Origin of the sequence: Alcaligenes parafaecalis, assembly GCF_026344135.1 — a bacterium.
GTDB classification, from domain to species: domain Bacteria; phylum Pseudomonadota; class Gammaproteobacteria; order Burkholderiales; family Burkholderiaceae_B; genus Alcaligenes; species Alcaligenes parafaecalis.
Genome location: NZ_JAPKNA010000001.1, coordinates 54,301 through 67,170, shown reverse-complemented (window position 1 = coordinate 67,170; position 12,870 = coordinate 54,301). Strand labels below are relative to the sequence as shown.

Genomic DNA, 12,870 nt, shown 5'->3' with positions numbered 1-12,870 from the left:
CACCTGAAACGGCCATGTCTTTGCAAACCTGTCTTGCCGATCAAACCCAGACCCTGCTCGACTTTGAGCAGCTTCTGCTAGAAGAAAACACGCTGCTGTTACGCGCCTTTGAGCCGCCCGAACTGGCTCAGATCACTTTGCGCAAATATCAGTTGGTAGAGCGTATCGAGCAATTGGAACAAGTCCGCGCCCAGCTCCTGCAAGAGCGCGAACTGGAAGACAATCTGCAAGGCCTGCGCTACGCGGTTGAAGAAGACGAGCTGGAAGAAGAGCTGGAGCAGCTCATTGCACTGAGCGAGAAGGTCCGTAACTCCAGCGACAACAACCGCATCCTGGTTGATACCTTTCTGACAGACACCCAGCAAAACCTGGACGCACTGGAAGCTTTCACGGGACGCAATATGGTATATGACGCCTCCGGGAAAACACAAAATGCACACTCTTCGTTAAGTGTTAAGGCCTGAATACGACCATTAGGCTCACCTGTTTTCTGAGCAATAAAATAGATTTTCCCTGAGGAGAGGTCCACAAACCCGCCCCCTCCACACGCTCTCTTTCCGCGATCGTTAAAGAATACAAATACATTGATTTCAAGCGCCGACCTAACCGTCGGCGCTTTTTTTTGTTCATCCGGGGCAGCGTTTCAATTCAAACACCGTGTAATAAAAAAATAATATAGATGCATATGATATGTATTATCATTTACAAACAAGCAGTTTCTCACTCACTACCCAAGAGGAGTGGCCGTGACACGCGTAGACTCATTTGACTTTATTGCCATTGGACTCGGGCCTTGCAACCTCGGACTAGCTTGCCTGGCTGCGCCATTAAAGGACTGCAACGGCCTCTTTCTGGAACGCAAACACGCATTCGGCTGGCATCAGGGCATGTTGCTGGATGGGACAACACTGCAAAATCCCTTTCTCGCTGATCTGGTTTCCATGGCGGACCCCACCAGCCATTTCAGCTACCTGAATTACTGCAAGCAACAGGGACGTCTTTATACCTACTACATCCGGGAAAACTGGTATCTGACGCGTCAGGAATTCAATCGCTACTGCAAATGGGCAGCAGAACAACTGCCAAACCTGCGTTTCTCCCACGAAGTACAGGAGATTCACTACGACAAACGTGAAGGCCTATATCACGTAAGCGGTATACGAGGCCCCACCCAGGAACCTTTTCTGGAGCGGGCACGCAAACTGGTAATCGGTATCGGCGGTGCCCCTTCCCTACCCTCCTGCTTCGAGTCCCAGAACTCGATATCACCAATCCACGCTTCCACCTATCTTGATCACAAAGAAACCCTGCAAAACTGCCGTCGCATCACCGTTATCGGTAGTGGCCAAAGCGGCGCCGAAATCTACCAGGATCTGCTACGGGACTCTGAACATCACCGCTACGAACTCAATTGGGTCACGCGTGCCCCCCGCTTTTTCCAAATGGAAAACGCCAAACTTACCCTGGAGCTCATCACTCCGGATTACGGGAACTACTTCTACGACCTCGCCCCCGAGATAAAAGCAGACATTCTTGATGACCAGCGCAGCATCTACAACGGTATTAACCAATCCCTGGTCGCTGATATTTTTGCCTTGCTTGATGAACGATCCCACCGCAGAGCCCCGCCAACCCGGCTACTCAGTAATTTGGCCCTGGAGCGCTGCGAATATGTCGCTGAATCAAAACAGTGGCAACTTGATTTCTTCCACACGCAGCTCCAACAAACCTACCGCCACAGCACGGATGGCCTGGTCTTGGCTACCGGCTATCGCTACCACATCCCCTGCTTCACCCAAGGTATCCGCGACCGCATCCGCTGGGATACAGAGGGACGCTACGCGCCATCCCGCAGTTGGGCCGTCGATCACAATAATTGTGAAATCTTTGTACAAAATGTCGGACTGCAAAGTCATGGCTTGACCAATCCTGATCTTGGGCTGGCCTGCTATCGCAATAGCCGCCTGCTGCGGGAGCTGTGCAACCACGACCACTACCCTGCCGAGCCCCGCGTCACCTTTCAGGATTTTCGCCCCCCAGCGGACAGCGGCTTTGTGCCCCTTACGCAAAGGCCCGTAAAAATATGAGCTTGCGCACAACCATCCTGATCATGTCGGCTTTTGGCGTCATCAGCGACTCCATCCTGATCGCCTTTTACCCTCAGTTCTTCCAGATACGTTATGGACTGACAAGTGCCATCCACGTGGGTGCCTATATCGCAGCAATCTCTATCGCTGTCATGTGCATGTTGCCTGTCTGGGCTCGCGTGGCCCGGCGTATAGAGACCATGCATCTCTTGCTATACACCCAGTGCGCTGCGGCACTTTTGTGCGTGGCCTCCGCCTGGGCACCCACCGTCCAAACCTACTGGTTGCTGAGCCTGTTGATGTTCATGAGCAAAGCCAGCTACTTGTTGATGTTCCCTTACCTGATGCGTCTGGAACTGCACAAAGACCACGCCAAAGTCATCGGCATGCTGTCAGTCGTCATTCAGATTGGTGCCATTTTCGGTGCGGCTGTCGGGGGGTGGGTACTGCAACAGTATGGGCCAAGCGTCAGCATCTGGATGATGGCCGCCGGTGACTTTGCACAGATGGCACTGTGCTTTTATCTGATACGCAGCGGCAAAGTTGTCAAAGTGCTGCGCCACGACTCTCAAAGCCAGCCCGTGTTGCCTGCCAAACGCAGCCCGCACGTGCTGGGTGCACTACTCAAGCTAAGCCTGTTGATGCTGCTCTTTGATTTCGCCGCCTACTTGGTCAGACCCTTTTTTACCGTGCATTGGGAAGCCGTGACCGGTATCCATCAACAGGCACTGACGGGCCTGATATTTGCCATCCCCGGAGTTGTTGCACTGGTGGCACTCGTTGTTAAACACATGGTCAGCCATCCCTCCCGCTACCTTGACCATACGCTGTTCAATCTTTGCATCGGAGCCGTTGGTTTGGCGCTTCAAGCCGTGCCTTCAGCATGGGCGATCATTCTTGGCCGCACTCTCTATGGATGGGCGATGTACCAAGTGATCGTGAAGCTGGAAGTGACTTTGTTCAAAGTCAGCACACCCGAGGCCTATGCCCGCGACTTTGCCATCACTAATTTTTTCCAGAACCTGGGTGTGCTGCTGTCGTCCTTTGCAGCCGGCTACATCGTAGCCTGGATCGGTATCCCAATGACGTTCCTGATTGCCGCCTTCGGTATGTTGCTGACAGCCCTTATTGACAAGTGGACCTTCGGCGTAGACCGACGGCACACCCCCCACGGAGCGTCCTGCCATGTTGCGTGAATACTTCGTCCCCGCCCAACACCGTCCCGTACTCAATCCGGCGTTTAGCTTAAGCCCCCTGGAGCTGGATGAGGATATCGCCATCCTGCAACCCTGGTATCAATTGGACTACGCCTCTTACTGGAACATGCAGGGCCTCAGTCAGGCGCAAACGTGCGCCTTTTATATCGAGCAGCGCCAACACGGCCTGACGGCCTATATGGGTTTTTTTCAGGATAGTCCAGCCTTTGTCATGGAGTGCTACGACCCGCGACAGGACCCACTGTCCTTGCACTATGCGGTTCAGGCTGGAGACATAGGCATGCACTTTTTCGTGGGGCCTTGCCACACTCCTGTCCCCTACTTCACCCGCGACATTCTGCGTAGTGTCATGGCTTTTCTATTCGATGAACTCGGCGCCCAGCGCGTTGTCGTCGAACCCGATATTCGTAATGCCAAAGTACACCGGCTCAACAGCCTGGTCGGCTTTGTCGATGCGGGCACCATTCTGCTGCCCACCAAAACCGCCCGCCTGGCCTTCTGCTCACCCGAAAATTTTGCCGACACACTCAACACCAGCGACACACTCCTGCCCGTAGCCCTGACCCTTGCGGCGGGGCGAGGCATCATCTGAACGCTCTCAACGCGAAAGGAAGGTTCTCACTATGACCGCTGCATCCCCCAATGCCCCCGCTGCTATCACCACCCACCTTTCGCCTGAGGTCTGGAGCAAAGTAAACCGTCTCCTGGTACGAAAGGCCATTGCCGAGTACGCCCACGAGCAAGTGTTTGAACCCCTACGCCTGCAAGAGGGGCAGGACTCCGGCTGGCATTATTACGAATTAAGCGCTGATCACCCCAACTGCCACTATCGCTTCCGGGCCCGGCGCATGGCCCTGCGTCATTGGCGCATTGACCCTGACAGCATTCAGCGCTTTCTGAATGGCCAGGCAGAGGAACGGCTGGACGCCCTAGTCTTTATCACCGACTTCAAACAGACCCTGGGTATTCCGGCCGACAAGCTACCTATCTATCTGGACGAAATCAGCAGCACTTTATTTGGTGCCGCCTACAAACACACACGCCACTATCTGCGCAGTGCCGAACTTGTAGATACGGATTACCAGGACTTCGAGTCGAGCATGACCGAAGGTCACCCCGGTTTTGTCGCGAATAATGGCCGTCTCGGCTTTGACGCCTACGACTACCACGCCTACGCACCTGAAACGGGTTCCCGTTTTGCCTTGGTCTGGCTGGCGGTACACACTGACAACGCCCATTTCGCCGCCATTCCAGGCCTTGACCATGACCTTTTGCTGCAAGAGGAAGTCGGACAAGCGCAGGTCTCCGCGTGGCAGGCAGATCTGCGCCAGCAAGGCCTCTCACCTTCGGACTACCTGTTCATGCCGACACACCCCTGGCAGTGGTATAGCAAGCTCAGCATCATGTTCGCGGCAGATATTGCCAATCGCAAAATCGTACCCTTGGGTGAAAGTCGCGATCAGTACGTTGCACAACAATCCGTGCGCACCTACTTCAATGCGTCGGCACCTCACAAGTGCTATGTGAAAACATCGCTCTCCGTGCTGAATATGGGATTCATGCGTGGCCTTTCCCCCTACTACATGGCGGGAACGCCCGGTATCAATGCCTATTTGCACACCCTCATTCAGCAAGATCCCGTGCTGCGCGACTATGGTTTCAGCATTCTGCGTGAAGTGGCATCGATAGGCTATCGCAACCGCTATTACGAAGCAGCGCTAGAGGCAGATAGCCCGTATAAAAAAATGCTGTCTGTGCTGTGGCGAGAAAGCCCCACACCCCATATCAATACAGAGAGCGAGCGCTTGATGACCATGGCCGCACTTTTACATATAGACCCCGAAGGACAGGCCTTGCTGCCCGAACTGATACGCCGTTCCGGCCTGGAACCCATCGTCTGGCTGGAGCGCTATCTTGCAGCCTTCCTGCACCCCCTGGTGCATTGCTTCTACGCCCATCTGCTGGTTTTCATGCCACATGGAGAAAACCTCATCCTGGTCCTGGAAGACTACGTACCCACCCGGGTCTTCATGAAGGACATCGCCGAAGAGTCGGCCATTCTGGACAAGAACGCCACCATGCCTGCAGGGCTGGAGCGACTGGCTGTAGATGTACCCGAGGACTACAAGATTCTGGGCATCTTCATTGATGTTTTTGATGGCGTATTCCGGCACATGAGCCACATCCTGGAAGAAAGCGGCAAACTCACCGAAAACGACTTCTGGAGAACCGTCGCCGCTTCCATAAGCCAGTACCAGGAGGCCCACCCCGAGCTCAACGAGCGCTTCCAACGATATAACTTTTTTGCGCCTACCTTTCTGCACTCATGCCTGAACCGCCTGCAACTGAAAAACAACCTGCAGATGGTAGATCTGGCCAATCCGGCCAGCAGTCTGATCATGGCAGAGCCTCTGGACAATCCGGTCGCTCCGTATGCGCCATTGAGCCAATCGCCGCCCTCCCTCGCAACAAGCGACATACCACGCTAAGCCCAGGAGCATGCTCATGTCTCAATTCACGGCTCTCAGACAATTCACCCGCGCCATAGAAATAGACACTCCGCAACTACCCATTCATGTCTATAACGACCCGGACATTTATGCGAAGGAACAAGAGCTCATTTTTCGGCACAGCAGTTGCTACATCGGCCATGAACAAATGGTACCCAATCTGGGGGACTGGTATGCCCTGCCTCACGATGACCATGCTCGTGTGCTGATTCGCAGCGAAAATGGCGTTGAACTCATTTCAAATGTCTGCCGACATCGCCAGGCCTTGATGCTGGGCGATTTCAGCTCCAGTCCAGACAAACCGCTTATTCAGCGCGGCAATCTGCGGTCCACAGGCAACAAAATCATGTGCCCGCTCCATGCATGGACCTACGACCTGCACGGGCAGTTTGTCGCCGCACCAAAATTCCCTGACAAGCCGTGCCGCCATCTACAGCGATTTCCATTGCGCAATGTCGCAGGTTTGCTCTTTGAAGGTGTTCGCGATCCGCAGCAGGACATTGGCGTCCTTTTCCAGCGCCCCGAGATGGATTTCAGCGATTACGTTCTGGATCACGTCGAGCCGCACCACTGCCACTGCAACTGGAAAACATTCATTGAAATTTATGCCGATGATTACCACATCGCCTCCTTTCATCCGGGCCTGCGCCGCTACGTCAACAGCAACGGTTTGAGCTGGGAATATGGCGACTGGTACAGCCTTCAACAAATCGGTATTGCTAAAAATCTTGAACGTGCTGGCACTGACATCTACCAGACCTGGCATCAAGAGCTACTTGAATACAACAAGGATACGGACTTGGACTTCGGCGCGATCTGGGCCGCTTACTACCCTAGCCACATGATCGAAGTCTTCCCGCAAGCCTTGGTGCTGTCCACGGTCTATCCCAAAGGCATCCATGAAACGCTGAATGTGGTCGAGTTTTACTATCCTCGCGAACTCGTCGAGAACAAGCGCGAACTTGTAGAGGCGCATCGTTCCGCCTATATGGAAACCGCCCTTGAAGATGACGAAATTGCCGAGCGCACCGATGCAGGACGGCGCGCTCTGTTCCAGCGTGGAATAGATGACCGAGGCCCCTACCAAATACCTCTGGAAGAAGGGATGCAGCACTTCCACCACTGGTATCGACGCTTGATGGGGCCTGCGCTGAACCTATCCTCTCTCAGATACTGAATCAAGCGATTGATCAGCAGCACCCCAAACCGCCTTCTTTCTAATGGCAATAATGAAAATGAATCTCATAAAACTTACCAATCAAGAAATTTCGGGGCCTTTCGTCACTCGGCAGGACGCTAGCCATCTGGTACGAAGCTCCCGCTGCACTCCCTTCTACTTAGCATGCAGCTTTGGCAGCCTGACGCTGGCCTTCATGACGCCGCTTGCGCAATCACAAACTACGCTGACTAATGGGAGCGGCAATGCGGTCTCGCAGCTAGAGTCCATCACCGTTAAAGGCTTGAGCCGCGTCCTGCCCACAGCCACCGAGCAAGCCACCTCCTATACCGTTGGGCAGAGTCGTACCGCGACAAAACTAGACCTGTCGCCCCGCGAGACACCACAGACCATGACGGTCCTGACCCACGAGCAGCTTAAAGACTTCCGCCTCAACAATGCCAACGATGCCCTGAGCGCGGCGGGTGTGGGGGTACAACGGGTTGAAACGGACCGTACCTATTTCACTTCTCGCGGTCTGGATATCACCAACTTCCAGTTGGACGGGATCGGCATGCCCTTCTCCTCCGAAGAGCAAATGGGCGACATCGATACCTTCCTGTATGACCACATCGAAGTTCTTAAGGGAGCCAACGGACTGACTTCCAATCCTGGCAACCCGTCGGCCACGATCAACTTTGTACGCAAACGCCCCACCCGCGACTTCCGGGCCGAAGGAAGCTTAAGCTACGGTTCCTACGCGACCCGACGGGCCGAAGCTGATGTTTCCGGAGCGCTGAATAAAAACGGCAGTGTGCGCGGGCGTTTATTGGCGGTAGGACAAAAAGGCAATGGCAGCCTGGATCGCTACTCCCAGGAGAAAACCATTTTTTCAGCCTTGATCGAGGCGGATCTGACCGACAAGAGCACCCTTTCCTTTGGCCACTCCCAGCAACGCAACCGTCCCACTGGCATCATGTGGAGCGGCCTGACCCTGAACTACAAGGATGGCTCCCGAATTCCCTATAGCCGCTCCTACAACACCGCCCCCGATTGGTCCTACTGGAATACCGATGACAAACAAAGTTTTGCAGAGCTCAAAACCAATTGGGGTAAGGGCTGGATTTCACAACTGACAGCAAATTACCGCGAAACCAGTTCTGATGCAGAAATGATGATGATCGGATTACGTGGACAAGCTCCAGACAAGCTTACCGGTTTGGGGCTGAGCAGCTATGCATCCAAGTTTGACCGTTCCGAGCGTCAACTATTGGGGGATGCGTTCATCAAAGGGCCGCTTACGCTCTTTGGTCGACAACATGAAGTCGTGCTTGGCACCAATTGGGCCCGTACTCGCGCCAAGTGGACATCCGCCGATGACGCAATCGGCTTACCCACGCCCCCCGTCGGCGAGTTTGACGGCAACTTCCCACGCCCTGCCTTTGCCAAAGTCACCAGTTGGGCAAATTACAGTATTTACCGTAGTGGCATTTATGCGGCTGGCCATTTCTCCCTGAACGACAAACTCAAACTGATCACTGGCGTCAATATCAGTAACCTGCGCGGCACAGGCAATCGCGTCGGCGATCCGCACTCATATAACAAAACCAAAACAACCCCCTATCTGGGTGCCACCTACGACTTGAACGAAACGTACTCCCTGTACGCCAGCTACACCGGCATATTCAACCCGCAATACCGGATCAACCAGGCTGGGGCCCTACTCGCCCCTATTGAAGGCAATAACATTGAAGCGGGTATTAAAGGCGAATGGCTGGATGGCCTTCTGAATGCCAGTGCGGCCCTCTTTCGCACCCGACAAAAAAACACAGCCGAATATGCAGGCTTTGATACGGCAGGCGGCTTTAGCTATTACCGCCCGGTCGACACCATCATTGAAGGCTACGATTTAACCTTGGCCGGTCGGCTGAGCCCGGGCTGGGAGCTGAGTGCCGGTCTAACACATTTATTCTCGCTACGTGACGGCGATGGTCAGCAGACACGCAGCTTCATTCCCAAAACCACCTTCTTTATCGCTAGCAGCTATCGCCCTCCACAGTTGAGCAAACTGAAGGTTGGCACCAGCATCCAATGGCAAAGTGATATTGATCGCACGCAAGGACTGGCAAGCAACGGCAGTACTATCGTCAGCCGACAAAACGCTTATGCCGTTGTCAATGCCATGGCCAGCTACCAAATCGATCCACAGCTCACCGCCTCGCTCAACATCAATAACGTTTTTGATCGCAAGTACCTGACCAGCCTCTACTGGGCGCAGTCCTACTACGCACCCGGACGCAACGCCACGCTGGCTCTGACATGGAAGTATTAAGGCAGCAGGCAAGGACACATCACATGCGCACCGACACACGGGATGAGTCCTCCCTGGCTTATCTCATCCGCCTGACGTCTACCGCGCTCCCCGGCCTGGACGGACGCATAGGCGTACCAGGGCCGGATCAACTGGTATGTGGAACACCTGGAAACGCCAGGCGCCTGGCCGCACTTCATGAGGAATTGCGCCAACACCACCCGGAAGCGGGCAAGCACTACTGGGCGGTTCGCACTTGGACTCTACTGATCTGGCAACCGATCTACCTGAGCCTGTTAGCCGTGCATGTCGCAGGCCTGGCCCCGATTCTGACGCATCTGGGGCAATCAGTCGAAAACGCTTTTGTGGGAGGATATAGCTTGCCCGAGCACCCTCCCCACCAAGGCGATGAAAGCACGCTGATTCAGCTAGCGGGTAAAGAAATAAGGACGGTGATTGAGGCGCAAATCGCAGAACTGAATAGCGCTGGAGAGCGGTTCATTGCCCCCAAGCTCGCCCGCCTGCTCGCAGTCGATTGTGTTTGCGCCGCCCTATTACTGGTTCAGCAGGAACAAGCCCTGGACAACGAGAGCTTGCGTCTCCTGGAGCAGCATTGGCTGAAAAGTCTGGCACAGCCTCCGGTCAGCGCCTTGCTAACGCTGCAACTGGACGACGGGCGTGAGTGCCTGGGGCTGGACCGTAGGGCTTGCTGTTTGCACTTTCATCGCTCGGATGGTGAACCCTGCAACAGTTGCCCCAAACTGGAGCAAAGCGAGCGGCTCAAGCGCATGTGCAAAGAAAGGGTGGAGACATGCTGAGTCTGCAAAACATAGCAGTTCATCGAGATGGGCGCACTATCTTGAAACTGAATGAACTGAAGATTGCTTCGGACCAGTTTACCGTGATTTTGGGACATAACGGTTCGGGCAAATCAACCCTGATGAATCTGATGGCCCGCCAGTTCCCCCCTGACTCCGGAACCATCACACTGGACAATCAGCCTTTGACGGCGTGGTCATCTCAATCTTTTGCACAACGGGTCGCTTACTTGCCACAGCGCCTGCTGGAAGTGGCTGGTCTGACTGTGTACGAGCTTATCCGTCTGGGGCGTTTCCCTTGGCGCGGACTACTCGGACGCTGGCGCGACGAGGACCAGGCCATCATCACCACCGCACTGAAACAAACCCACCTGACGCAGTATGCCGACCATCTCGTTGACACCTTATCTGGTGGGGAGCGCCAACGTGCCTGGATTGCCATGCTGCTGGCCCAAGCCTCGCCACTGATTCTTCTGGACGAACCGACATCAGCGCTGGACCTGGCCCATCAATATGATGTCATTACCTTGCTGCGCAAGCTGAACCAGCAGACCGGCCGTGGGATTGTCGTCATCTTGCATGACGTCAACCTGAGCTGCCGTTTTGCAGATCGTATTATTGCGATGCGGCATGGTGAGCTTTTTTTCGATGGACCACCTGAGCGCTTACTGGACAGCACCCTGCTCAGCACACTGTATGGCATCAAAATTGAACTCATTGCACAGCCAAGTTATCCCCACAAAATTGCAGTAGTTGCCTAAGTCATGTCTAGCTCACCTGTCCCCAAGGGGGTATTACCGCGCTATGCACTAACCCTGCTCGTCCTGCTGGGACTCTGTTCTATCCATCTTTCGTTAAGCGCAACCCGCTGGTACTGGCCCGCCCTGCTACAAGATTCAGTGACAAACGCCGAGCCCCTGATCTTCCAGCAAACGGCTTTGCCACGTCTGGCCGTCAGCCTGCTGGTCGGCGGTGGCATGGGGCTGGCGGGCAGCATACTGCAACAGTTAACACTGAACCGGCTAGTCTCACCGATGACCATCGGTGCCGCAGCAGGCGCCTGGCTGGGCTTGCTGGTGAGCACCCTGGCCTGGCCGATCTTTGCAGCCTCTCATGGCGAATGGGCCGCTTTGGGCGGAGCTCTGTTGACCGTCTTGATTGCGCTCCTGATTGCCGGTCGCCACGGCGTCACCGGACTACCTTTGGTGCTGGCGGGTATGGCACTGAACCTGCTGCTCGGTGCCATAGCCGCCGCTCTCGTCGTACTACAAACTCAATCCACCCGTGGGCTGTTTGTATGGGGTGCAGGTGATTTGACACAGATTGACTGGCAATGGGCTTCTTGGCTTTGGCCCCGACTGCTCCCTGCTCTGGCCCTTCTAGCCCTGACCGCTCGTCCATTGACACTACTGCGTTTGGGTCATCAAGGTGCCCAGGCACGCGGCTTGAATCTCTGGCCTGTGGTGTTGACCCTGTTCCTGGCGGCGATCTGGCTGACAGCAGTATCGGTGACGGCAGTAGGGCTGATCGGTTTTATTGGCCTTGTCGTACCCAACTTAGCCCGCCTATGTGGTGCACGACAGGCTCAGGACGAACTGCTCTACAGCACGCTATTAGGCATGGCCTTGCTAGTGGGCGCCGACAGCCTGGCATTAATCAGCACTCAGTACTTGGGCGAACTGGTACCCAGCGGTGCCACGGCAGCCCTGATCGGAGCCCCCGCCTTGCTCTGGCTCTCGCGCCGTCATCTTAGTGTGGAGAATAGCCATGGCCTGTCCTTGCCTCAGGGAGCCCAGAGCCTGAAAGCGCGCCATATCTGCTTGCTCACCCTCGCCGCTCTGGCCATCGGGCTTATCAGCATCAACCTGAATCGTGGTCTGGACGGCTGGTTCTGGTCCTTGCCCACACCGCTGGAATGGTCCTTGCGCTGGCCCAGACTGCTAACCGCCCTCAGCGCGGGCTGCGGGCTCGCCGTTGCCGGTACGCTCTTGCAGCGAGTTCTGCGCAATCCGCTGGCTAGCCCGGACATTCTTGGACTCACGGCGGGCGCTACCTTGGCAGCGTTGATAAGCCTGATGATCTTCGGGGGCAACGCCTTTTGGATCAAGGCCCCGATAGCCTCATTCGCTGGCACCTTGACGGTCTTGGGCCTGCTTTTTGCCCTGGGTCGACGCCATCACTATTCACCCGCGATCATGATTTTGATCGGGATTGCTCTTTCCGCGCTCTTTAACACCTTGATGCAATTTGTTCTTGCGCGGAGCTCTCCCGACGCATTGACCTTGCTGGGCTGGCTAGCAGGTTCCACCTATCGGGTCTCGCCACAGATCGCTCTCTTCATAAGCCTGGGCATTGCCCTGATGAGCGGACTTTGTGTCTTGTTTCACCGCTCCCTGACTCTCATCACCATCAGTGATGAAGTTGCCGCCAGTCGTGGTTTGAACGTACCGCACACACGCCTGATCTTATTAACACTGGTCGCTCTACTCTGTGCACTGGTAACGAGTCTGCTCGGCCCCATCGGTTTTCTTGGTTTGTTTGCACCCCATATGGCTGCTCTTTTAGGTGCTCGGAGGGTACTACCACAACTTGGCCTGTCGGCCATGCTAGGAAGTCTGTCCATGCTGCTGGCGGACTGGCTGGGCCGAACGCTGATCTTTCCATTGCAACTGCCAGTCGGCATCGTTGCCTCGGTGCTTTGCGGTACTTACTTCATCTTGATGCTGCTCTACCATCGACAAAAATGAACCGTCGTCACTTCATGTGCCAAT

General features: G+C 55.2%; 10 protein-coding genes. All 10 read left to right on the top strand.

What is annotated here, in order from left to right; all coding sequences use genetic code 11:
- Nucleotides 1-14: 14 nt before the first annotated feature.
- The 10 genes from flgN to fhuB all read left to right on the top strand — a co-directional run bounded on the left by flgN (nt 15) and on the right by fhuB (nt 12,846).
- Complete coding sequence (gene flgN, locus OSH09_RS00295; RefSeq protein ID WP_266119771.1) at nt 15-464, top strand: flagellar export chaperone FlgN; 450 nt, start codon at nt 15-17, stop codon at nt 462-464.
- Nucleotides 465-746: 282 nt separating this feature from the next.
- Nucleotides 747-2,087, top strand: coding sequence for a lysine N(6)-hydroxylase/L-ornithine N(5)-oxygenase family protein (locus OSH09_RS00290; RefSeq protein WP_266119770.1), 1,341 nt, complete (start codon nt 747-749; stop codon nt 2,085-2,087).
- Nucleotides 2,084-3,283, top strand: a complete 1,200-nt coding sequence (locus OSH09_RS00285; protein ID WP_252606188.1) for an MFS transporter — start codon at nt 2,084-2,086, stop codon at nt 3,281-3,283. Before OSH09_RS00290 ends, OSH09_RS00285 begins: the two co-directional genes overlap by 4 nt.
- Nucleotides 3,273-3,896: a GNAT family N-acetyltransferase gene (locus OSH09_RS00280; protein ID WP_266119769.1), complete on the top strand. Its 624-nt coding sequence runs from the start codon at nt 3,273-3,275 to the stop codon at nt 3,894-3,896. The genes OSH09_RS00285 and OSH09_RS00280 overlap by 11 nt, the downstream gene beginning before the upstream one ends.
- 31 nt (nt 3,897-3,927) lie before the next feature.
- The gene (locus tag OSH09_RS00275; RefSeq protein ID WP_266119768.1) at nt 3,928-5,793 is read left to right on the top strand and encodes an IucA/IucC family protein; all 1,866 of its coding nucleotides are present in this window, start codon (nt 3,928-3,930) and stop codon (nt 5,791-5,793) included.
- Nucleotides 5,794-5,809: 16 nt separating this feature from the next.
- The gene (locus OSH09_RS00270; protein WP_252606185.1) at nt 5,810-6,991 is read left to right on the top strand and encodes an aromatic ring-hydroxylating oxygenase subunit alpha; all 1,182 of its coding nucleotides are present in this window, start codon (nt 5,810-5,812) and stop codon (nt 6,989-6,991) included.
- Between the two features lie 196 nt (nt 6,992-7,187).
- Entirely contained in the window at nt 7,188-9,302 is a 2,115-nt protein-coding gene (locus OSH09_RS00265; RefSeq protein WP_266119767.1) for a TonB-dependent siderophore receptor, read from the top strand.
- 23 nt (nt 9,303-9,325) lie between these two features.
- Nucleotides 9,326-10,099, top strand: a complete 774-nt coding sequence (locus OSH09_RS00260; RefSeq protein ID WP_252606183.1) for a siderophore ferric iron reductase — start codon at nt 9,326-9,328, stop codon at nt 10,097-10,099.
- 41 nt (nt 10,100-10,140) lie between these two features.
- Complete coding sequence (locus OSH09_RS00255) at nt 10,141-10,860, top strand: ABC transporter ATP-binding protein (protein WP_252606182.1); 720 nt, start codon at nt 10,141-10,143, stop codon at nt 10,858-10,860.
- Nucleotides 10,861-10,863: 3 nt separating this feature from the next.
- Nucleotides 10,864-12,846 carry a Fe(3+)-hydroxamate ABC transporter permease FhuB gene (gene fhuB, locus OSH09_RS00250; protein ID WP_266119766.1) on the top strand — a complete coding sequence of 661 codons (1,983 nt, stop codon included), beginning with the start codon at nt 10,864-10,866 and terminating at the stop codon, nt 12,844-12,846.
- Nucleotides 12,847-12,870 lie beyond the last annotated feature (24 nt).